At 72.6% G+C, this 21,061-nt stretch carries 18 protein-coding genes and 1 pseudogene; 10 read left to right on the forward strand and 9 right to left on the reverse strand.

Going from position 1 to position 21,061, the window contains the following annotated elements; genetic code table 11:
- Positions 1–2 precede the first annotated feature (2 nt).
- Positions 3–776, forward strand: a complete 774-nt coding sequence (locus K4B79_RS41420; RefSeq protein ID WP_232032611.1) for an NNMT/PNMT/TEMT family class I SAM-dependent methyltransferase — start codon at positions 3–5, stop codon at positions 774–776.
- Here the strand turns inward: K4B79_RS41420 and K4B79_RS41425 are convergent.
- Together K4B79_RS41425 and K4B79_RS41430 are read right to left on the reverse strand one after the other, a co-directional pair.
- Complete coding sequence (locus tag K4B79_RS41425; RefSeq protein ID WP_232032612.1) at positions 712–2,487, reverse strand: glycoside hydrolase family 15 protein; 1,776 nt, start codon at positions 2,485–2,487, stop codon at positions 712–714. The genes K4B79_RS41420 and K4B79_RS41425 overlap by 65 nt on opposite strands.
- 181 nt (positions 2,488–2,668) lie before the next feature.
- The gene (locus tag K4B79_RS41430; protein WP_232032613.1) at positions 2,669–3,358 is read right to left on the reverse strand and encodes a chaplin family protein; all 690 of its coding nucleotides are present in this window, start codon (positions 3,356–3,358) and stop codon (positions 2,669–2,671) included.
- A 274-nt stretch (positions 3,359–3,632) separates the two neighbouring features.
- Here K4B79_RS41430 and K4B79_RS41435 point away from each other — a divergent pair, with 274 nt between their 5' ends.
- The 4 genes from K4B79_RS41435 to K4B79_RS41450 all read left to right on the forward strand — a co-directional run bounded on the left by K4B79_RS41435 (position 3,633) and on the right by K4B79_RS41450 (position 7,712).
- The gene (locus K4B79_RS41435) at positions 3,633–5,225 is read left to right on the forward strand and encodes an alpha/beta hydrolase (RefSeq protein WP_232032614.1); all 1,593 of its coding nucleotides are present in this window, start codon (positions 3,633–3,635) and stop codon (positions 5,223–5,225) included.
- 101 nt (positions 5,226–5,326) lie between these two features.
- Complete coding sequence (locus K4B79_RS41440; RefSeq protein WP_232032615.1) at positions 5,327–6,172, forward strand: helix-turn-helix domain-containing protein; 846 nt, start codon at positions 5,327–5,329, stop codon at positions 6,170–6,172.
- Between the two features lie 83 nt (positions 6,173–6,255).
- The gene (locus K4B79_RS41445; protein WP_232032616.1) at positions 6,256–6,711 is read left to right on the forward strand and encodes a peptidase inhibitor family I36 protein; all 456 of its coding nucleotides are present in this window, start codon (positions 6,256–6,258) and stop codon (positions 6,709–6,711) included.
- The gene (locus K4B79_RS41450; RefSeq protein WP_232032617.1) at positions 6,696–7,712 is read left to right on the forward strand and encodes a hypothetical protein; all 1,017 of its coding nucleotides are present in this window, start codon (positions 6,696–6,698) and stop codon (positions 7,710–7,712) included. Before K4B79_RS41445 ends, K4B79_RS41450 begins: the two co-directional genes overlap by 16 nt.
- Here K4B79_RS41450 and asnB read toward each other — a convergent pair.
- Positions 7,682–9,526, reverse strand: coding sequence for an asparagine synthase (glutamine-hydrolyzing) (gene asnB / locus K4B79_RS41455; RefSeq protein ID WP_232032618.1), 1,845 nt, complete (start codon positions 9,524–9,526; stop codon positions 7,682–7,684). The two genes, K4B79_RS41450 and asnB, sit on opposite strands and share 31 nt — an antisense overlap.
- A 280-nt stretch (positions 9,527–9,806) precedes the next feature.
- Positions 9,807–10,235 carry a MarR family winged helix-turn-helix transcriptional regulator gene (locus tag K4B79_RS41460; protein WP_232032619.1) on the reverse strand — a complete coding sequence of 143 codons (429 nt, stop codon included), beginning with the start codon at positions 10,233–10,235 and terminating at the stop codon, positions 9,807–9,809.
- Between the two features lie 67 nt (positions 10,236–10,302).
- Here K4B79_RS41460 and K4B79_RS41465 point away from each other — a divergent pair, with 67 nt between their 5' ends.
- Positions 10,303–10,749 carry a PaaI family thioesterase gene (locus K4B79_RS41465; RefSeq protein WP_232032620.1) on the forward strand — a complete coding sequence of 149 codons (447 nt, stop codon included), beginning with the start codon at positions 10,303–10,305 and terminating at the stop codon, positions 10,747–10,749.
- 135 nt (positions 10,750–10,884) lie between these two features.
- Entirely contained in the window at positions 10,885–11,982 is a 1,098-nt protein-coding gene (locus K4B79_RS41470; protein ID WP_232032621.1) for a baeRF3 domain-containing protein, read from the forward strand.
- A gap of 41 nt (positions 11,983–12,023) precedes the next feature.
- On the opposite strand, the gene K4B79_RS41475 is transcribed toward K4B79_RS41470, so the two are convergent.
- Complete coding sequence (locus K4B79_RS41475; protein ID WP_232032622.1) at positions 12,024–12,437, reverse strand: SsgA family sporulation/cell division regulator; 414 nt, start codon at positions 12,435–12,437, stop codon at positions 12,024–12,026.
- Between the two features lie 446 nt (positions 12,438–12,883).
- Here K4B79_RS41475 and K4B79_RS41480 point away from each other — a divergent pair, with 446 nt between their 5' ends.
- The gene (locus tag K4B79_RS41480; RefSeq protein WP_232032623.1) at positions 12,884–14,350 is read left to right on the forward strand and encodes a PP2C family protein-serine/threonine phosphatase; all 1,467 of its coding nucleotides are present in this window, start codon (positions 12,884–12,886) and stop codon (positions 14,348–14,350) included.
- Here K4B79_RS41480 and K4B79_RS41485 read toward each other — a convergent pair.
- Entirely contained in the window at positions 14,304–15,788 is a 1,485-nt protein-coding gene (locus tag K4B79_RS41485) for a DNA-binding protein NsdB (protein WP_232032624.1), read from the reverse strand. The two genes, K4B79_RS41480 and K4B79_RS41485, sit on opposite strands and share 47 nt — an antisense overlap.
- Before the next feature lie 244 nt (positions 15,789–16,032).
- On the opposite strand from K4B79_RS41485, the gene K4B79_RS41490 reads away from it, so the two are divergent.
- Positions 16,033–17,172 (forward strand): aminoglycoside phosphotransferase family protein, encoded by a 1,140-nt coding sequence (locus K4B79_RS41490; RefSeq protein ID WP_232032625.1) that lies wholly within the window; start codon positions 16,033–16,035, stop codon positions 17,170–17,172.
- A 255-nt stretch (positions 17,173–17,427) separates the two neighbouring features.
- Entirely contained in the window at positions 17,428–19,368 is a 1,941-nt protein-coding gene (locus K4B79_RS41495; RefSeq protein WP_232032626.1) for a peptidoglycan recognition protein family protein, read from the forward strand.
- Positions 19,369–19,373: 5 nt separating this feature from the next.
- On the opposite strand, the gene K4B79_RS41500 is transcribed toward K4B79_RS41495, so the two are convergent.
- The 3 genes and pseudogenes from K4B79_RS41500 to K4B79_RS41510 form a co-directional block, all read right to left on the reverse strand.
- Positions 19,374–19,871, reverse strand: coding sequence for a hypothetical protein (locus K4B79_RS41500; protein ID WP_232032627.1), 498 nt, complete (start codon positions 19,869–19,871; stop codon positions 19,374–19,376).
- A 242-nt stretch (positions 19,872–20,113) separates the two neighbouring features.
- A pseudogene (locus K4B79_RS41505) lies at positions 20,114–20,505 on the reverse strand (universal stress protein); the annotation flags it as partial.
- A gap of 254 nt (positions 20,506–20,759) precedes the next feature.
- A complete protein-coding gene (locus tag K4B79_RS41510) occupies positions 20,760–21,002 on the reverse strand; it encodes a DUF397 domain-containing protein (RefSeq protein ID WP_067444878.1) in 243 nt (80 codons plus the stop codon).
- Positions 21,003–21,061: the final 59 nt, after the last annotated feature.

Consider the following 21,061-nt stretch of genomic DNA (forward strand, 5'->3'; position numbering starts at 1 on the left):
CGATGACCACGCACAACGACGACGTGGACTGGGACCGCTGGCCGGTCGCCGACTACCTCGCGGAGAACTACCGGGAGGTGCATCCCTCGGACGCCGCGGTCATCGCCCACCACTCGGCGTTCTACCGCCGGCTCGCTCCGGGAGGCGTCGGCCGCTCGGTGGAGTTCGGGGCCGGACCGAACCTGTACCCGCTGATCCTGGCGTCCGCGGCGAGCCGCCACATCGACGCCGTGGAGGCGGGCCGGAGCAATGTCGCCTATCTGGAACGGCAGATCGTGTGCGGGCCCGAGGCCAGCTGGCTGCCGTTCCACGCGCTGTGCCGGCGGCTGAACCCGGATCTGCCGGCGACCCTGGCGGGGTCCTTGGCGCGGGTGCGGGTGGTGCACGCCGATGTCCGGGAGCTGGCGCCGCGCGGGTACGACCTGGCGTCCATGCACTTCGTCGCGGAGGGCGCGACCGAGGACTTCGCCGAATTCGCCGCCTTCTGCCGGGCGTTCGTGCGCTGCGTGGTGCCGGGCGGACTGCTGGTGGCGGCCTTCATGGAGAACATGCCGACCTATCGGATCGGGCCCGCCTCGCGCTGGCCGGGCTGCCCGGTCGATCCGGAGACGGTCCGGGCGGTGTTCGCGCCGCTCACCCGGGAGGTGACGGTGACCCGTATCGACGCCGATCCGACCCTGCCGGACTACGGCGACTCGGGGATGGTGCTGCTCACCGGGGTGGCCGCGGAGCGTCCCGCAGCGCGAACGCCGTCTCGACCAGCGCGAGGTGGCTGAACGCCTGCGGCGCGTTGCCGAGTTGGCGGTGCCGGTCGGGGTCCCACTGCTCGGCCAGCAGGCCGACATCGTTGCGGATCGACAACACCCGTTCGAAGGCGTCCCGGGCGCGTCCGGGCTCCCCCACGGCCGCGAGCGCCTCGGCGTACCACAGGGAACACGCCACGGACGCGCCCTCGGGACCGGTCGGCGAGCCGTCGGACGTGCGGTGCAGGAATCCGCCGTGGACCAGGGCGGCCATCGCCCGCACGGTGTCCCGCACCCGCGGGTCGCGGGCCGGCAGGAAGCCCAGGCCGGGCAGGAGCAGGGCGGATGCGTCGAGCCGGGAGGAGCCGTAGGCCTGGACGAAGGACCGCGCGCCGGCGTCCCAGCCGTAGCGGCACACCTGGCCGTGCACCTGGTCGCGCATGGTGCCCCAGGAGCCCGGGACCTCCGCGCCGAGGAGGCCGCCCAGGCGCAGGGCGCGGTCGGCGGCGACCCAGGCCATGACCTTGGAGTGCACGAACTGCCGGGCGGGGCCGCGTACCTGCCACAGCCCCTGGTCGGGCTCCCGCCAGTGCGCCTGGAGGTGTCCCATCAGGGATGTGGCGAGGCTCCACACGTGCGGGGGCACGTCGATGCCCGCGCGCAGCGACAGGCACAGGGTGTCCAGCACCTCGCCGTGCACGTCGAGCTGGCTCTGACTCATCGCCGCGTTGCCGAAACGCACCGGGCGCGAGCCCTCGTACCCGGGCAGCCAGGGCGCCTCCGTCTCGGGCAGCAGCCGCTGTCCGGCCACGCCGTAGACGGCCTGGAGGTGGGCGGGGTCGCCGGCGACGGCGCGCACCAGCCAGCCCAGCCAGGCGGTGGCCTCCTCGCGGTAGCCGCTGCGCAGGAGGCAGGACAGGGTGAGGGTGGAGTCGCGCAGCCAGCAGTAGCGGTGGTCCCAGTTGCGCGCTCCGCCGATGCGCTGGGGCAGTGAAGTGGTGGGTGCGGCCACGACGCCGCCGGTGGGGGCGTAGGTGAGCGCCTTGAGCGTGATGAGGGAGCGCACCACGGCCTCGCGCCAGGGTCCCTGGTAGCGGCACTGGGCGGTCCAGTGCCTCCAGAAGTCGCCGGTCTCCTTCAGCGCGGTCTCGGCGGGCACGTCGAGCGGCGCGGGCGGGCCGGAGCGGTGGGACGGGGCCCAGACAAGGGTCAGGGTGAGCCGCCGGCCCGCGGTGACGGTGAAGTCCGACACCGTGGAGCCGTCCGCGCCGCGGTCCGTGACCGGGCCGTCGGTGCCCAGCCACACGGCGTCCGGACCGGCGACGGCGACACTGCGTCGTTCGGAACGGCGGGTCCAGGGGATGATCCGGCCCTGGTGGAAACGCAGCCGCAGCTCGCTGCGCACGGTCACGGCGCCGGAGATCCCCTCGACCACCCTGACCAGGCAGGGGTGCTGGGAGCGGGGCGGCATGAGGTCGGTGACCCGCACGGTTCCCGCCCCGGTCTCCCACTCCGTGTCCAGCACGAGGGTGTCGCGGCGGTAGGAGCGGCGCGTGCACACACCGGTGGCGCCGAGCGGTGCCACGCGCCAGAAGCCGTTGTCCGCCGTGCCCACCAGGGCCGCCAGACACGCGGGAGAGTCGAAGCGGGGCAGGCACAGCCAGTCGACGGACCCGTCCCTGCCGAGCATCGCGGCGGTTTCCAGGTCGCTGAGGAGGGCGTAGTCCTCAATCAGGCTGCTCATGATCGAACCCACGCCGACGTGCGCTTCGCTGCTCTTCCAGAGTACGCCGCCGGGCGCCGGCCGTGCCCGGCGAAGGCAGGTGGGGAGGGCCCGGGGGGCGGTGCGACCGTGCACCGGGTACGGCGGAGGCCCCGCCGGCTGCCCGTCCGGTGGGGCCTTCGGTGCCGCGCCGGGGGTGCGGTCAGCGCGCCGCCCGTGGCCGGAAGCGCCGGTACATGGCGGCTCCGCCGAGGACCAGTGCCGCGCTGCCCACGGCGGCGGGCAGGGTCTGGTCGGTTCCGGTGTGGGCGAGGACGCCCGGGGTGTGGTGCGGGGCATGTCGCGGGCCGGGGTGGGGGTTCGCCGGGTCCGGTTCCGGCGTCGGCCGTACGGGCCGCTCGGGGCTGCCAGGGCCGTCGGGGCCCTCGGGGCGGCCGCCGGGGGTGTTCACGGACTCGTTGCCGACGGCCGCGTTGCCGACGCCCACCACGCTCACGCCGTTGCCGCTGACGTTCACCGGCAGGTGGACCGGGAGGCGCACCCCGTTGCCGGAGAGCACGCCCGGGGAGCCCGTGCCGTCGCCGACGGCGCTCGCACCGCCGCCCGCGGTCGTTCCGCCGGGGGCCGTGGGCTCGTCGCCGGCGGTGTCCTGGTCCACGTTCGCGCAGCTGTTGCCCGCGGCGGGGTTGAGGACCCCCACCACGTTCACGGTGTTGCCGCACACGTTCACCGGGACGTGCACGGGGAGTTGCACCGTGTTCCCGGCGATCAGCCCGGGCGAGCCGGCCGCGCTCCCGTCCGCCGCGGAGTCCGCGTACACGGGCGCGCTCAACGCCATCGCGCCGGAGGCCGCGGCGACGGCGATCACACCATTTCGGGTAACCCGTCTCATGGGGTCCCTGCCTTCCAGACATGGTCACGGGCACTCGCCCGCACCGGATAGAACGCGGGCGAACCATCCGAGTTATGGCTTATCTGCCTTTCACCCCATCGAGCGTCACGCTGGTCGAACGGGCGGCAAAGGACCGTCGTCCGGGCGTGGGACGGGGCGCAGGGTAGGGCGTCCGCGGCGATCCCGCCCGTCCGGAGGCGGGCCCCGCGGAGGCCGCCTATCGTGATCGGGGCGCCGATTCCCGGTCCGCGACGGGCGCCCTTGGAGGCATCGGATGCTGGCCAGGATGTCGACGCGGTCCGTGTTCCGGCACCGCGCGATCACGGTGGCGACGGGGCTGGCCCTGGCCGCCGCGGGGCTTCCGGCGGTGGCGGCGGACGGTTCCGAGCCGGATCTGTCCCGCTTCTACCGCCAGAAGGTGGCGTGGGCGCGCTGCGCGGGCGTGGAGATGCCCGAGGATCTCCAGTGCGGCAAGGTCACCGTGCCCCTCGACTACACCGAGCCGCGCGCGGGCACGCTCGATCTGGCGCTGGCCCGCTACCGGGCGACGGGGACCTCGCGCGGTTCGCTGCTGCTGAACTTCGGCGGCCCCGGCGGCGCGGGGGTGGCCGAACTCGCCGCCGGGGGCGATGAGTTCATGGGTCTGACCGACGGCTACGACGTGGTGGGCTTCGACCCCCGCGGGGTCGGCAGATCCTCCCCGGTGAGTTGCGGGGACGCCTCGACGGATCTGGACGAGGACACCGACCTCCAGGCCGATCCGCACGCCGTGCTCCGGCAGGTGCGGCGGGCGGCCGACATATGCGCCGAGCACTCCGGGCCCGTCCTGCCGCACATCGGCACGGTGAACGCCTCACGCGACCTGGACGTGATGCGCCAGGCGCTCGGCGACAAGAAGCTCAACTACCTCGGCTTCTCCTACGGAACACGGCTGGGTGCGGTGTACGCGGCCCAGTTCCCCGAGCGGGTGGGCCGCCTGGTGCTCGACGGCGTGGACACCCTCACCGAGCCGTTGTCCGAGCAGGGGGTGGTGGGCGCCGCGGGACAGCAGAGGGCGCTGGAGGACTTCGTCACCTGGTGCGTGAAGGACATCGCCTGTCCCTTCGGTACGGACGCCCGCTCGGCCCGGGAGGACGTCGCACGGTTGGTCGAGTCGCTCGACTCGGACCCGGTGGCGACGGACTTCGGTGAGGACTTCACCGGGCAGGATCTCGTGGGGGCCATCAGCCAGGCGCTGTACAGCAGGGAGTTGTGGCCCGCGCTGGAGCGGGCGCTCGCCTCGCTGGTGGAGGACGGCGACACCCGGGCGCTGCTCGGCTTCACCGGCGGCATGTCGGCACCGGGCGGTGGGGTGCCCGGATTGCGCGCCGCCGGCACCGGGACGGACGGTGGTCTCGTCGACCAGGACGAGGTGCCGATCGACAATCTTCCGGCGGCGCTGATGGCGATCAACTGCGCGGACGATCCCGACCGCCCCGGCGCCGACCGGATCGCCCGGGACCTCGGCCGGCTGCGCGCCGCGTACGAGGAGGCCTCCCCGGTCTTCGGCCGCTACCGGCTCACCGAGTACCTGATGTGCTACGGCCGTCCCAGGGGCACCGACTTCATCCGCGAGAAGGTGCGTGACGTGCGCACCCCGAAGATGCTCCTGGTGGGCACGCGCGGCGACCCGGCGACGCCGTACCGCTGGACCGTGGAGACGGCGGAGCGGCTCGGTGACTCGGCCGTGGTGCTCGACAACAGGAGCGAGGGACACACCGGTTACGCCTCCTCCCGGTGCGTGCACCGCAAGGTGGACGCGTTCCTGCTGTACGGCTCGCTGCCACCCGACGGCAGTTCCTGCGGGTCCGAGGAGGACCGGGACTGACGGCTGGCCGAAGGGTGCCGGTGGCGCGAAGTGGCGGCTGCGCGGCTCCCTCCGCCTTCCTAGGGTGTCGTCGCCCGAGGAGCTCCGGGGAGGGGACGCGCATGCGCCGGACGGCGGTCTGCGAAGTGGTCGACGGCGGTGCGGGTCCGCGGCGCCCTCCCGGGGTGGTCGGCTGTCGGGGGCTGCGGCTGAGCGGTCGCGGGCCGCGCCGTGGGCTGGAGTTGCCCGACGGGTGCGTGACGGTGCTGCTGCTGTTCGACGGCGAGGTGCGCGTGGCGCCGGTCACCGAGCGCCGGGCCGCCGTGTCCGCGCGGCGGGTGCTGGTCTCCGGGCCGAGCACCACCGCGTACGTCGGCGAGCACTCGGCCGAGCTGCACGGCGTGGAGATGCTGCTCCAGCCCTGGCTCGCGCACAGTGTGTTCGGGGTTCCGATGTCCGGCCTGACCGGGATCCGCGCGGACGCCGGCGCCGACCGACGGCTCACCGCGCTGGCCGGCGAACTGGCGGCTCAAGCAGGCTGGCGGGAGCGGTTCGCGGTGCTGGACGAGGCCCTCGGTGCCTGGTCGGCCGCGGGTCCCGCGCCCGCGCCGCAGGTGGTCGCCGCCTGGTCCGACCTGGTGGCGGGCGAGGGGCTGGTCTCCGTCGGTGACCTCGCGGCGGGGGTCGGCTGGGGGCGACGGCGGCTCCAGAGCGGCTTCCGGGAACAGATCGGGCTGTCTCCCAAGGCCGCCGCCCGGGTGCTGCGGCTGCACAAGGCCGTACGACTGCTGTCGCGGCGCGCCGGATTCAGTCAGGTGGCGACCGCCTGCGGTTTCTGCGACCAGGCCCATTTCTCCCGCGATTTCAAGCAACTCACCGGCGTGACGCCCGGCGCTTACCTTGCCGGAGGCATTCGGACATTCTCCGGGCGGTGCGCTTTTCTTCAATACGGCGGCACGGGCGGCTGACAGTGTTCCGGTGTTCCGTGAACGCGGGGCGACTTCCGGGGCCGAGAGGCTCGGAAACTTTAGTTCAAAACAGAGGGGAAACCGTGAGGAAGAAACTCGCAGCCGTCGTGGGCGCGTCCGCGCTGTGTCTGAGCCTGGCACCCCTGGCCCAGGCGTCCAGCGGCGGCGCCGGGGCTCCGGCGCCGGGCCCGGACGTGGCCGCCTCCTGTCCCGCCGGCTACGCCTGTTTCTGGCCGGGCAAGAACTTCGCCGGCAACCGGGGGCAGGTCGCGGGCAACAACCCCAACTTCCGGGAGCTGCACAACTCGCAGCAGTCCTGCGGCAGTCGGGGCTGGGAGGACTGCGTCAGCTCGATCCGCAACAGCGGCCGGGAGTGCACCGTCTACTTCTACTCGAACCGCAACTACAACAAGAGCGGCCGCTGGCACAGCCTCAGCCGGGGCGACGAGGTCCCCGACTTCGGGCGGCCCTCGCCGGTGGGCTACGACGACCCCGGCTTCGACAACACCATCAGCTCCAACAAGTGGTGTTCCTCGTAGTGCAGCCCTCCAGGACGGGGACGCGTCTGACCACCGCGTCCCTGGCGACGGCCGTGCTGGCCGGCTGCGTCTCCGCGCAGCCGGCGGCACGGCCCGCCGTCCCCCCGCCCCTGCCCCGGCCACCGGCGTTCACGGGGCGGCCGAGTCCCTCCGCGGTCGACCTCGCGACCCACTCCGGCGACTGGCCGGACACCGAGCGGATCCTGCGTACGGCCCTGAACCGGCTCGTCGGCGACTGCATGGCGGAGCACGGCTTCCGCCACCCGGCGGGCTCGGCCGACTCCCCCGCCCCGCGCGCCCCGGAGGACGAGCGGGCCGCCGTGGACCTGCCCGGACGGCGTCGCACGGGCTACGGCATCGCCGCGCCCTCGGCCCTGCGCCCACGGCAGCCGTCGAGCCCCGTCGACGCCTACTACCGCGGCCTGACGCCCGACCGGCGGCGCCGCTTCGACGAGGCGCTGAACGGCCCGCCCGGCAGCCGGCACCGCGTCGGCGGCACCCACTGGGGAGACGTCCTCGTCCCGCGGGAGGGCTGCGAGGCCCGGGGCCGCTCCGCCCTCGCCGGGGACGGCGTCCTGTGGGCCCGGATCACCTATGTCCCGGAGAAATACGACAACGATCTGGCCGCGCGCATATCCGCGCACCCCGCGTACCGCGGGGTTCTGGAGACCTGGCGCACCTGTATGCAGGCGCGCGGGTACCGCTATTCCGATCCGGACGACATCGTCCCCGCCCTGGAAAGGAGATTCCGGACGGCGGGACCTTCCCCGGAATTCAACAAGCTGGAGAAGGCCACCGCCGTCGCCGACGGGGAATGCGCCCTGAAATCCCATGTGCCGGCGGTCGCGCTCACCGTCCAGCGCGCGCTGGTCCCCGAGCTTCCCCGGAGAGACCTGCGCACGCTGGCGGAGCTGGCCCACTACCGGGACGAGGCGGTACGGCGGGCCCGTGCGGTCCTGGAGGAGACGGCTCAGTCCTCCAGCAGCAGCTCGGGCTCGTAGAGGTCGAGCCACAGGGCCAGGTCGAGGGTGCGCTCCAGGCCGCGCCGCGCCGCCTGCGTGCTGACGGGGGCGTCGTGGTGGGCGGCCCGCCGGAGCCGTTCCCGGTCGACGAGGTCGAAGACGCGGTGGTCGGGCCGGGCCAGGAGGTCCTTGGCGTGGTCCTGGAGGGCGAGCGCGTACTTGGGGTCCTGGGTGGAGGGGTAGGGGCTCTTGACCCTGTCGTACACGGACTTCGGGATCAGGTCCGCGGTCGCCTCCCTGAGCAGGCTCTTCTCCCGGCCGTCGAAGGACTTCAGCGCCCAGGGCGTGTTGTACACGTACTCGACGAGCCGGTGGTCGCAGAACGGCACGCGGACCTCCAGGCCGACGGCCATGCTGGCCCGGTCCTTGCGGTCGAGCAGGATGCGCACGAAGCGGGTCAGGTGGAGGTGGCAGATCCGGCGCATCCGGTACTCGAAGTCGCTCTCGCCGTCGAGACGGCGGATGCCGGCCACGGCGGTGCGGTAGCCGTCGGCGACGTAGGACCCGAGGTCCAGCTTCTCCATCAGGTCCGGGCGCAGGACCTGGGCGTCGTCACCGAAGTGCCGGCCGAACTGCACCAGCCAGGGGAAGGTGTCGGCGTTCCTGGCCTCCTCGTCGAAGAACTGGAGGTAGCCGCCGAAGACCTCGTCGGCGGACTCGCCGGACAGGGCGACCGTGGACTGTTCGCGGATGGCCCGGAACAGCAGGTACAGCGAGGCGTCCATGTCGCCCAGGCCCATGGGCAGGTCGCGGGCGCGGATCACCTTCGCGCGGATCTCGGGATCGGCGAGGGCCTGGGCGTCGAGCACGATGTCCTGGTGCTCGGTGCCGGAGGCGCGGGCCACGTCGTGGACGAAGGGCGTGTCGGGGGTGCCGCGCAGTTCGTCGGCGACGAAGTGGTCGCTCTGGCCGACGAAGTCGACGGCGAAGCTGCGGACCTTCTCGCCGTGCTCGCCGAGTTGCTGGGCGGCCAGCGCCGTCATCGCGGAGGAGTCGAGGCCGCCGGAGAGCAGCGTGCAGCGGGGCACGTCGGCGACGAGCTGGCGGCGCACGATGTCGTCGAGCAGGTCACGGACCGTGGCGATGGTGGTGGTGCGGTCGTCGGTGTGGGGCCGGGTCTCCAGCTCCCAGTAGACGCGGCGGCGCAGGCCGGAGCGGTCGACGGTGACGACGGTGCCGGGCTCGACCTCGCGCATGCCGTCCCAGACGGCGTGACCGGGTGTCTTGACCATCGTGAACAGCTCGCGCAGACCGTCGAGGCGTACCCGGGCGGCGGCCAGCGGGTTGGCGAGGACGGCCTTGGGCTCGGAGCCGAACAGGACGCCGTCGGGGGTCGGGTAGAAGTAGAAGGGCTTGATGCCCATGCGGTCGCGGATCATGACGAGCTTGTCGGCGCGGCCGTCCCAGACGGCGAAGGCGTACATGCCGTTGAGCCGTTCGGCCACGGCGTCGCCCCATTCGAGGTAGCCGCGCAGGACGACCTCGGTGTCGGAGTCGGTGGTGAAGTGGTGGCCGCGTCCGGCGAGTTCGCGGCGCAGCTCGGTGAAGTTGTAGGTCTCCCCCGAGTACACGAGCGCGACCGTGCCGTGCGGGGTGGCGGCGGTCATCGGCTGCCTGCCGCCGGGCAGGTCGATGATCGCGAGCCTGCGGTGCCCGAGCGCGGCCGGCCCTTCGGCCCACACCCCGCGGTCGTCCGGGCCACGGCAGGACATCGTCTCCGTCATCGCATCCAATGTCGCGCCCTCGGCGCGCAGGTCACGGTCGTAGGAGACCCAGCCGGTGATGCCACACATGTGTACCTCCCGCATCCGGTGCACCGTGAGAGACCCCCGTCCACCTGCGGCTCTGTGCAGGGGAGCACACTCTCCGGCAAACCAGTTGTATCTAGCACCTATGTGACGAGCGTGTGCCACACCCCGGACGCCGGTCAACACGGACGTAACACGAGGGGCCCCGCCACCCCCGCACTTTCAGCCGGGCTTTGCGTGTGCGATATACGGGAACCCGCTCCCCGCCGGGCATGCCCGGTCAGGAATCGGCCAAGGACAAAGACTTCCCCAAGATGTGCGCCCCTCAGGGCTCCCAGCGGGCGATCCGCCCCAGGGAGCGCGCCGCGCCGGTGAACCCGTCGTCACCGAGAAGCTCACGCAGTTCGGCGTTGAAGCGGTCGATCTCCGGCTGGGCGGCACGCAGAGCGGCTGCCCCGGGGTCGGTCAACTCCAGCACCACGGCCCGGTGTTCGCGGGGATGGGCCCGCTTGGCCAGCAGTCCGGCCCCCGTGAGCCGTCCCACCAGGCCGGTGACGGCGGACTCCCTGAGCCCGAGCGCGCGGGCCAGCCGCTGCTGGGTGAGGCCCGGTTCGTCACGCACCGCGAACAGCGCGCCGAGCTGCGCCGTGGTGATCCCGGCGGCGGCCAGCATCCGGCGGTCGGCCGTGGTGCGCAGCCGGTGCGCCGCCCGCTGGAGCAGGAAGTACAGGCGCTGGTCGTCGGAGTCGGACATGGGCCGATGTTGACAGACGGGAGCACCCCGCGCCACCCTCACTTCACTACTGAAGTGAAGGTGGCGCATGAACCCGACCCTGGATGTCACGCTCGCCCGCAAGACCCTGGCGGCACAGCCTTTCAGTGCCCTGCTCGGCGCCCGCCTGACGGCGTTCGGCGGCGGCGAGGCGACGCTCGAACTGGACATCCGCGAGGAGCTGCTCCAGCAGCACGGCACGCTGCACGGCGGCGTCCTCGGCTATGCCGCGGACAACGCGCTCTCCTTCGCCGCGGGCTCCGTGGCCGGTCCCGGGCTGCTCGCGGCCGGTCTCACCATCGACTTCCTGCGGCCGGCCCGGGGCGCGGTCCTGCGCGCACGCGCCCAGGTCGTACGGGCCGGCCGCACCCGCGTCGTGTGCCGCTGCGACCTCAGCACGGTCGACGGCGACGGCGGCGAGACCCTGTGCGCGGTGGCCCAGGGCTCACTCGCCGTGGTCGAGGGGCTGGCCGGAGCCGGGCGGCCCTCCGGGTGAGACGGCGGCACCGGCGGGCGCGCGGGCGCTGTCGGGCCAGGTGCGCGAGGTGCCGCCGCCACCGACCGAATATCCCGAATGTCCACACCGGTTGCCCCTAATGCCCCATCCCGGAAACGGTCCTATGGTGCTGATATGGAGCACGCACTCAGCCCCGCGACCCTCACCGAACTGCGCCGCCCGCGGCCCTACCCCGCGGTGTCGGTGCTGACGCCCACGCACCGCCGCGAACCGGACAACGCCCAGGACCGGGTCCGGCTGCGCAATGTGGTGGCCGAGGCCAAGCGGCAGCTGGAGGCGGATCCCGCGGTGCCCCGGGAACGCCGCGTCGACGTCGCCCGGCAGCTCGACGCGGCCCTCACCGAGGTCGACCTGGCCCACACCGAGGACGGTCTGGTGATCTTCGCCGCTCCGGGTGAGCACCAGGTGTGGTCGCTCGCCCGGGCCGTACCGGAACGCGTGGTCCTCTCGGACACCTTCCTCACCCGCAACCTGGTCTCCGCGCAGGCCGCCGAACGGCCGTTCTGGGTGCTGTCGGTCTCCGCCGACCGCGTCACGCTGTGGAGTGGCGGCGCGGACCGGGTCGCGCAGGTGCGCGTCGGCGGCTTCCCGCTGACCAGGAGCCGCGACAACTTCGACGCCGAGCGCCAGGAGCGGATCGGCGATCTGCCCAGCACCTTCCGGGACGAGGACACCCGCCACTTCCTGCGCGACGCCGACACCGCGATGGGCCAGATCCTGCGCCATGACGAGCGGCCGCTGTACGTCACCGGCGAGACGGCCGCGCTGTCCTGCCTGGACGAGCTCGGCGGTGTCACCAGGAACGCCGTCCACGTACCGCACGGAGGTCTGGCGCACGGCACTCCCGAGGCCGTGTGGCAGGCGGTCCGCCCCCTGGTCGCCGCCGAGGCGCGCCGCAGCACGGACTCGGTGACCCGCGAGCTCGAATCGGCGCGGAGCCGCCGGGCGTTCGCGGCCGGCGTCGACGAGGTCTGGCAGAACGCCCGCGAGGGCCGGGTACGCCTGCTCGCCGTCGAGGAGAACTACCGGGTGACGGTGCGCGACACCGGCGGCGACCATCTGGCCCCGGCCGCGAGCGGCGATCTCGACGCCCGCGAGGACATCGTGGACGAGATCGTCGAACAGTGCCTGGAGACCGGCGCCGACGTCCGGTTCGTACCGGACGGGACGCTCGGCGACGCCGACGGGATCGCGGGCGTCCTGCGGTACTGAGGCACCGGGGCGGTACTGGGGGCACCGGGTGCGCACGCCGGTCAGACGTTCCCGAAGAGCGAGTTCAGCCCGCGCTCCACGGCCGCGCCGACGTCCTCCGCCCCGGCGCCCACCACCGCGTAGCTGCGCAGCAGAAAGCGGCGCAGCTCGGGGGTGTCGAACCGGAGCAGGGCCAGGCCGTACGGGGAATGCAGCTCCAGTACGGTCGCGGCCCGGCCGCACGGCCACAGATGCACGTCACCGCTCCCGGCCGGACCGCCCAGTCCCTCCGCCAGCAGGGCGCGCCCGAAGGTCCAGGTGACCTCCTCGCCGTCCAGGGCGACCTCGGGCGGGAAGTCGACGTGCACCGCCAGCGGGTCCGCGGAGACGTAACGGAACGTGGCGGGAACGGACAGCTCCTGGTCCTCGGCGGTGATCAGACGGGCGCGTACGGGCTGCTCCAGAGTGATGTCCATGCGGTCTCCACAGCGGGTGAGGGTCGGCCGGTTGTGCCGGTGTCTCTTTACGACCCCGCAGAGGCCGTTCGGATTACGCGGACCCGGGTTGTTTTACCGTGACCTGAGTCACATCGACCGCCGGCGCCGAGCCGGTCCGGGCGATCTGGCACGGCCCGTTCCACCTGTGCCACACTCCCTAGAACACACAGCCGTCGAACACACTCCTGAACGTCGGGTCGGCCAGTCCCGCGACCCGTCAAGTCACGTACGCCGACTACGACTTGACCTGCCGGAGGGCGTACACCAGATGCGTGGCGCGACCGCTCCGTGAAGACTGTGGCATATGCCAGAAGCACCACCGAATCGTGTGTCGCCGAATCCCTTACAGGGCGTCGCGGGCTGTGCAACAGTCGTAACGGTCCTTCCGTCCGCCCAGGTCGAACCGTCCCGCATCGGAGTGCGTCATGCCGTCCCATCTCTCTGCGGACCGCCCAGCCGCTCAGCCGCCCCAAGGCGGCTCGGTCGACGCGTTGATATCGCAGGCACGGCGGCTCAAGGGCGACGTGGACGCGGTACGGCGGGACACGCCGAGCGACGGTACGGACCCGCAGGACCGGTGGCAGCGCGCGCTGTACGACCTCGCGCTGCACCAACTCGACGACCTGGACGGGCACTTGGCGCAGCTGCGGGACGGCCCGTTGCCCGACCCGGGGTCCCCGGAGGCGACACCCGTCGTCCGAGCCGTGCCGCCCGCTCCCCGGCGCGGCTCGCTCCTGAGCCGGGTGGGCAGCGCCGAGTGGAACCTGCTGACGGACGAGGCCGGCTGGTCCGGCGAGCTCTACCAGATCCTGGGCCGCGACCCCGCCGCTCCACCGCTGACACTCGACGAGCTGCCCTCCGTGGTGCTCGACGAGGACCGGCCGAAGCTCACGTCGATGGTCACCGGCTGTCTCGTCGACGCCCAGCCCATCGACGGCGAGTTCCGCATCGTGCGCCCGGACGGCGAGGTACGGACCGTGCACATGATGGGCGAGCCCGTGCTCGACACCGACGGCAGCACCGCGTCGATGTGGGCGGTCCTGCGGGACGTCAGCGAACTGCGGCGCAGCCAGCGGGTGGTGAGCGAGACCCGTGACTCGTTACAACGCGACCGGGACCGCGCGCACACCGAGCACCGGCTCGCGGTCGAGTTGCAGGAGGCCGTACTGCCGCCGTGGCGCGGCTCCCTGCGACTGCCGCACCAGGGCCCCGAGTCGCTCGACCTGGCCGCCCACTATCTGCCCTCCTCGACGAGCGCGCTGATCGGCGGCGACTGGTACGACGCGCTGGAGCTCGCCGACGGCGAGACCCTGCTCAGCGTCGGGGACCTCACCGGACACGGCGTCGCGGTGACCTCGGGCATGGCGACCCTGCTGGGCGCCGTACGCGGCATGGCGATGGCCGGCACCCGGCCGAGCCAGCTGATGACCTGGCTCAACCAGTTGCTCGACGCCACCGTGCAGCCGGCCCTCGGCAGCGCGGTGTGCTGCCGCTACCGGCCCGACACCCGCACGCTGGTGTGGGCGCAGGCCGGACACCCCGCCCCGCTGCTGTTCCGCGACGGGACGGGGCGCGCGCTGCGCGCACCGGCCGGCGTCCTGCTCGGCGCCACCTCCGGTGCCGTGTACGAGCAGGCCGAGGAGACCCTCGAACCAGGTGATCTGCTCCTGCTGCACACCGACGGGCTGGTGCCCGGGCACGGCGGTACGGCTGCCGTGGACCGGCTCCTCGACCTCGCCCCGCGCTTCGACGCGGCGCGCACCGCACAGGACTGCGTACGGATGGTCGTGGAGGAGTTCGGCGAGGCCGAGCGCGAGGACGACGGCTGTGTGCTCGTCGCCAGGGTCACGTCCTGGCCGAGTTGCCCCTCGTCTTCGGCAGGGCCTGCCTGATCTCCTCCCGCAGCTCGTTGATCCTGGGATAGCCGGAGTACTCCGCGGTGAGCCGGTACATCTGGCCCAGCCGGTCCCAGGTACGGCGCGAGGAGTTCGACCCCATCGCCATCAGCGCCAGCCGTGCGTACCGGTCCGCCTGTTCGGGGTCGTCCGCGATGAAGCAGGCGGAGGCCATGGACAAATGGTCGAAGATCTTCGACCGCTCCCGTCCGTCGGTGCGCAGGGCCAGGGCCTTCTCCGCGTAGTGCTGGGCGTGCACGGCCGCGCCCGGCTCGTGCTCGGCCAGCGTGCGGTAGGCCAGGGCCTGCATGCCGTACAGATCCTCCTCCTTGAAGGTCTGCATCCAGCTCGGTGGCGGCACGTCCCCCTTGTCGGAGACGAAGAGGTCCTCCGCCTGACCGAGGGTGCGGCGCATGGCCTGGCCCTTGCCCATGGAGGCCTGTGCCCAGGCCTCGATGGTGTGGAGCATCGCCCGGGTGCGGGGCAGCACCTGTTCGCCGGAGCCGGACTGGGCGAGCTTCATCAGGTCGAGCGCGTCGTCGGGCCGGCCCAGGTGCACCATCTGGCGAGCCGCTCGGGAGAGCGCCTCACCGGCGCGGGGCCGGTCGCCGCCCTCTCTCGCGGCATGGGCGGCGATGACGAAGTACTTCTGGGCCGTGGGTTCGAGGCCGACGTCGTGCGACATCCAGCCCGCGAGGACGGCGAGGTTGGCGGCGACGCCCCACAGGCGCCGCTGGAGATGGTCGGGGTGGCGGTAGGCGAGCATGCCGCCCACCTCGTTGAGTTGGCCCACGACTGCCTTGCGTTGCAGCCCGCCGCCGCGGGCCGCGTCCCAGGCCCGGAACACTTCGACGGAGCGCTCCAGTTCCTCGATCTCCTGCGACCCGATGGGGGCGGCCTCGTAGCGGTCGAACCCGGCGGGGTCGGCGTGCAGGGGGTCGTCGAACTGGGGAGCGTCGGCGGTCAGGGCCGGATCGGTGTGCAGCCAGTCGTACATGGCACTGCTGAGTGCTGATCCCGCGGCGAGCACGGCACCCGCGCCCACCAAGCCGCGTCGGTTGAGCATGAGGTCCATTCCCGTGAATTCGGTGAGGACCGCAGCAGTCCGCTCGGGCGCCCACGGCACTCCGTCGGGATGTTCCGCACTCCCGTCGCGTGGCCGTTTCCCCGCACGCCCGTGCCGGACCAGACCGAGGTCCTCGATGGTCACGACACGGCCGAGACGCTCGGTGAACAGGGCCGCCAGCACCCGCGGCACCGGATCGCGCGGGATCTCTCCCATGTCGATCCACCGCCGCACCCGGGAGGTGTCGGTCGCCAGCTGGGGGTGGCCCATGGCCGCCGCCTGCCGATTGACCAGTCTCGCGAGTTCGCCCTTGGACCAGCCGGCCAGGCCGAACAGGTCCGTCAGACGGGTGTTGGGTTGTCCGCTCACGTAAGCCCCCAGGTACTCGGCTGAGTTGACAGTAGCCCGGTGGGAGGTGCCGGGCGACTATTCGCCAGGGTTCGCCAGGGTGCGCCAGATGGTGTGCCACTGGGCATCGGGTGTCAGGTAGGAACGCGCCACCCCGACCCGGTCGCCTTCTCCAACCGACGGGTGCATTCCCCAGGGTGCACCCGGGGCGCCGGGCCGGGTAGCGCACTGACGTCGCAGGCACACGAAGGGATCTGTCTCGCCCATGTACGCAGCATCGTCCTCCGTGTCCGCCCCGCCCCGGCCGCTGCATCCCCGCCCGGCGGGCAACGGCCCCTATCTCGACCCCGTGCGCCCGGCGCCCCCCGTGCTCGGCGCGGGCAGGACACGGCGCGTGCCGGGGCTCGGCACCCAACCGCTCAGCGGGAGACTCGACTTGTCCGGCCCTCAGGGCGCCCAGCTGCGCACGGCGATCGCGTCGGTGCATCGGATCTGCCCGGAGTTCGCCCCGGTGCAGGTGCTGCGCCGCAGCGGCCGCTCCGTGCTCCTGGTCGGCACGACAGGACGCAGCACCGCCGTCGCCAAGGTTTTACTGGACCACTCCCCCGTGTGGGCCGAGCGGGTCCGTCACGAGATAGCCGCATACCGCTCGTTCGTCCGGCACCGCCCTCCGGTGCGGGTGCCGAGACTGATCGCGGCGGACCCGGACAACTGCACCCTCGTGATCGAGCGGATGCCGGGTCGGGTGGCGGCACTGCACCGGCATCCCGCGGAGGCGCCGCCCCGCGCGGACATCAGGACGGCGCTCGGCGCGGTCTGCCGGCTGAACGCCTGGCGGCCGCCGGCGGGCACCTTCGACGCCCCGCTGGACTACGCGACCCGCATCAACCGCTACCACGAGCTGGGGCTGCTCACCGACCGGGATCTGGGCGATCTCCAGAAGCTGCTGCACGGCATCTCGGCATCCGCCGGCCGCGGCGGCATGGGCCAGTTCTGCCACGGCGACGCGTTGTTGTCGAACATTCTCCTGTCACCGGCCGGTCCAGTGCTGGTGGACTGGGAGCACGCGGGCTGGTACCTGCCGGGCTACGACCTGGCGACGCTGTGGGCGGTGCTCGGCGACGCGCCGGTGGCCCGGCGCCAGATCAGCCAGATCGCCCAGTCGGCGGGGCCGGCCTCGCGCGACGCGTTCCTGGTGAATCTGATGCTCGTCCTGACGCGGGAGATCCGTACCTACGAGACGGCCGTGCAGCGTTCGATGCACGACACGACCCCGGCGGCACCGGGAGTGGCCCACCCGGGCGCTGCGCCGTCCGGCGAGGAACAGCGGCTGCTGCTGAGGCGGCTGCACGACGACTGCCAGCTGGCCCGCCGGGCCGTACGCGCGGCGGTCGGAACTCGCTGACGGGGACGAAGGCCCGCGGTGCGCACGGGGAAACGGCGCACCGCGGGCTTCCGTATGCCCGACCGGGGACCGGCCTGCGCCTGCCCCTGCCCCTGCCCCTGCGTCGGCCGCTGCGCCACGAAACTCCTGCGAACCCTCGATGACGTGGGAAATCACCTGCCTCTGGGCATGATTGACGGATCGTCGGCAAGCCGGTACCTCAGACACACGTCCGGCCCCGTCCCGCTTCTCGCCCGATCGTGCCAGGAGGCTGCTTTGCTCAGGAGCGACAGACGTATCCGAAGAACCGCGGGCGCGCTGGCCTCGGCCGCCCTCTTCCTGCCCCTGCTCGGCGCGGCGCCGTCCGACGCCCGGGCCTCCGCGAGCCGCCTCCAGCTGGCGTTCGCCTCCGCCGCGGCGGAGTACCACGTGCCGCAGAGCGTCCTGCTGGGCGTCTCCTATCTCCAGTCCCGCTGGGACGCGCACGACGGTGCGCCCAGCGTGACCGGTGGCTACGGCCCGATGCACCTGACCGACGCCCGCACCGCCCTCGCCGACGCCCCGCCGCACCACGCCGAGGGCACGGAGGATCCCCGCGGCGACAGCGCCCGCCCGCCGTTGCTGCCGACCGCCGAGGTGCCCGGGAACCCCGAACTCCCCGCGCGTCTGAAGACGTTGTCGAAGGCGGCGGAACTGACCGGTGTCCCCGCCGAGCGGCTGCGGACCGATCCGGCCGCCAACGTGGCCGGCGGCGCCGCGCTCCTGGCCGCCGCGCAGAAGGACCTCGGCGAGCCGCTGAGCGAGGACCCGGCCGCCTGGTACGGGGCGGTGGCCCGCTTCTCCGGCGCGGACGACCGCGCGACGGGGGCCGCCTACGCCGACGACGTGTACGACGTCCTGCGCACCGGCGCGGAGCGCACCACCGACGCCGGCCAGCGGATCGCCCTGGCCGCCCAGCCCGGTCTGGCCCCCGACTCCGCGCAGCTCACGCGGACGGGACTGCGGACAGTGAGCGCCGATGGCACGGAGTGCCCGAAGACGGTGTCCTGCGAGTGGATCCCGGCGCCGTACGAACAGTTCGGCGACAACGACTACGGCAACCACGACCTCGGTGACCGTCCGGCGTCCCAGAGCATCGACTACATCGTCATCCACGACACCGAGGGCGCCTGGGAAGGAGTCCTCAACCTGGTGCAGGACCCGACCTATGTGTCGTGGCACTACTCGTTGCGCTCCACCGACGGTCACATCGCCCAGCACGTGAAGGCCAAGGACGTGGCCTGGCACGCGGGCAACTGGTACGTCAACGCCAAGTCGATCGGTCTGGAGCACGAGGGCTTCCTGGCGAATCCGGACGCCTGGTACACGGAGGCGATGTACCGGACCTCGGCACGGCTGGTGCGGTACCTGTCCGAGAAGTACGACATCCCGCTGGACCGGCAGCACATCCTCGGTCACGACACCGTGCCGGGGCCGACGACGGCCACCGTCTCCGGGATGCACACCGACCCCGGCCCGTACTGGGACTGGCGCCACTACTTCGAGCTGCTCGGGCGGCCCCTGGTACCGACGGCGAACGCGCACGGCGGGCTGGTGACCATCCGCCCGGACTACGCCACCAACCGGCCCGTGTACACGGGCTGCGTCACCAAGGGCGAGCCCTGCGCGGAGCACGGCTCCAGCGAGGTGCGGCTGTACTCCGACCACAGCGAGAAGTCCGCGCTGATCACGGACATCGGCCTGGGCAAGGCCCCGACGACCGACGTGAACGACCTGTCCTCACGGGTCTCCACCGGCCAGCAATACGCGGTCGCCGGCCGGTACGGCGACTGGACGGCGATCTGGTATCTGGGGCAGAAGGCCTGGTTCAGGAACCCGAAGGCCAACCCGACCGCGGTGCACGCCGAGGGCCGGGTGGTGACACCCCGGGACGGCCTCAAGAGCGTCCCCGTGTACGGCCGCGCCTACCCGGAGGCCTCCGCCTACCCGGCGGGAGTGCCCGCCCAGGAGGTGTCGCCGCTGCCGTACAAGCTGCCCGCGGGGCAGAAGTACGTGATCGGCGACGCACAGCCGGGCCAGTACTACTACGCGGTCACCTTCGACACGGGCGGGCACCGGGTGGTGACCGGGAAGGACCTCTACTACGAGATCCAGTACGGCCACCGGGTGGCGTTCGTGCGGGCCGCGGACGTACGGGTGGAGCGCTCGGGCTCGTAGCCGGCTCAGCCCTGCTGGAACAGCTCCGCCGGGAGCGGTTTCAGCAGGGCGTACAGGTCGTCGGTGATGGGGCGGTCCCAGGCGGCGATGGTCACCAGGACGTTGTCGCTGCGGTCGAACTGGACGCAGGAGATCCGGCTCTCGGAGAGCTTCAGGCGGCGCACGATCAGGAGGTTGTCGCCCTGCATCACCGGCATGTCCTCGGTGCTGGTCACCGTCACCTCCTCGTCGTTCCCCAGGGCCAGCAGGAGCTGTGCCACCTCGAAGGGGACCTCGCCCTCGGCGACGTCACGGGCCGGGGAGCCCTCCGGCAGATTGCCGATGATCATCGCGGGGCCACGGCCGCCGAACAGGTCGTAGCGCAGGTACAGGCCCTGGCAGCTGCCGTCGGGGGCGGGCAGCAGGCCGGCGTTGAGATTCCCGGGCCAGTCGCTCGGGTCCATGGCCAGGACGTCGAAGTCGGGCCCGGCGGGGGTGGCGCTGCGGCGGCGGAGGAACGACATGACGCCAATGGTACGTGGCCTGACCGGGTACGTGGCGTGCGGGCGGCCCTATTCGCTGCCGCGATGACGTGCGGGGCGGCGGGCTGCCCGGAGGCGGTCGCCGCAGCGGGGCCAGCCCCCTTCGTGGCGGAGGGGCTCCTTCGGGAAGTACCGCGCGCACGGCGGCGCGTGGCCGGTGCGCAGGCGACGCCGGTCGGGTCCCGGCGGCTTCCGTCGAATCGCGGCCGCTCACGCCTCCGGGGGCGCCGGTGGCGGCCCACGACGAGCAGGTCGGCGTCCTTGGAGGCGGCGACGAGGTGTCCGGCCGCGTCGCCCGGGGCCACGTACGGTTCGGCCCGGACGTCGGGGTGGCGGGCGCGGTGCGGGGCGAGGAAGCCCTCGGCGAGGGTCCGGGTCTCGCTCTCGACGGCATCCTGGTCGATCATCGGCAGGACGAGGTCGCCGGGGGCCGCCCAAGGTCGTTGGATCCCGGCAGCAGGCCGGCGAACCCGCCGCGTCCTCGCGAACCGAGGACCAACAGCTGGGCGGTGGCGCCCAGTTCGGGCAGCAGGACGCCGGGGGCGCCCTCCAGGGTGAGGTACTCGGCCACCGGCCGGTCGGACAGCCCCGCCAGGCGGGTGCGTACCTGGTCCATCACCGGGTCGAGGGCCCGGTCGAGGGCGCGCAGGCTGTCGTCCGAACCGGCGACCGCCACGATCACCGGCAGCGTGCTCGTGCGTTCCTCACCTCCGGGGTACGACCTTCCGCTTCCTGGGGCCGGCCTCGCTCAGGTCGGGGCCAGGAAGAGCGCTCGGGGTCGCGTGTCCGGAGAATCGGTCGGAACACCGCCGGATCGGTCCGTGATCCAGGCCGGACCACGGACCGGGGGGCGCACGTCCGGGCGCGGGCTCAGGTCAGGTCGAACTCTCCTTCCCTCGCTCCCGACACGAACGCGCCCCACTCCGCGGGTGTGAAGATCAGGGAAGGGCTCTCGGGCCGGCCGCTGTTGCGCATCGCGATGAATCCCTCGACAAAGGCGATCTGGACATCCCCCAGGCCACGGCTGCTGGAGTGCCAGTCGGCGGTGCTGAGGTCCAGCTCGGGCTTGTCCCAGCCCATGAGCGGCTGCTGCTGGATGGTGGTCTCGGCCACGTCCGTGCTCCTCCCGATTGCGTCGTCCGCGGCCAGCCTAGCGATCGGCCCCGGACGCC

The organism is Streptomyces lincolnensis (genome assembly GCF_021173675.1).
Lineage (GTDB): Bacteria > Actinomycetota > Actinomycetes > Streptomycetales > Streptomycetaceae > Streptomyces > Streptomyces lincolnensis_B.

Coding starts and splice junctions, on each gene's coding strand:
- asnB (WP_232032618.1), bottom strand. CDS start 9,526: ATGTGTGGCATCACCGGCTGGGTCTCCTACGACCGTGACCTGCGCGCC.
- K4B79_RS41490 (WP_232032625.1), top strand. CDS start 16,033: ATGTACGCAGCATCGTCCTCCGTGTCCGCCCCGCCCCGGCCGCTGCAT.
- K4B79_RS41480 (WP_232032623.1), top strand. CDS start 12,884: ATGCCGTCCCATCTCTCTGCGGACCGCCCAGCCGCTCAGCCGCCCCAA.
- K4B79_RS41465 (WP_232032620.1), top strand. CDS start 10,303: ATGAACCCGACCCTGGATGTCACGCTCGCCCGCAAGACCCTGGCGGCA.
- K4B79_RS41475 (WP_232032622.1), bottom strand. CDS start 12,437: ATGGACATCACTCTGGAGCAGCCCGTACGCGCCCGTCTGATCACCGCC.
- K4B79_RS41460 (WP_232032619.1), bottom strand. CDS start 10,235: ATGTCCGACTCCGACGACCAGCGCCTGTACTTCCTGCTCCAGCGGGCG.
- K4B79_RS41435 (WP_232032614.1), top strand. CDS start 3,633: ATGCTGGCCAGGATGTCGACGCGGTCCGTGTTCCGGCACCGCGCGATC.
- K4B79_RS41470 (WP_232032621.1), top strand. CDS start 10,885: ATGGAGCACGCACTCAGCCCCGCGACCCTCACCGAACTGCGCCGCCCG.
- K4B79_RS41425 (WP_232032612.1), bottom strand. CDS start 2,487: ATGAGCAGCCTGATTGAGGACTACGCCCTCCTCAGCGACCTGGAAACC.
- K4B79_RS41500 (WP_232032627.1), bottom strand. CDS start 19,871: ATGTCGTTCCTCCGCCGCCGCAGCGCCACCCCCGCCGGGCCCGACTTC.
- K4B79_RS41420 (WP_232032611.1), top strand. CDS start 3: ATGACCACGCACAACGACGACGTGGACTGGGACCGCTGGCCGGTCGCC.
- K4B79_RS41440 (WP_232032615.1), top strand. CDS start 5,327: ATGCGCCGGACGGCGGTCTGCGAAGTGGTCGACGGCGGTGCGGGTCCG.
- K4B79_RS41430 (WP_232032613.1), bottom strand. CDS start 3,358: ATGAGACGGGTTACCCGAAATGGTGTGATCGCCGTCGCCGCGGCCTCC.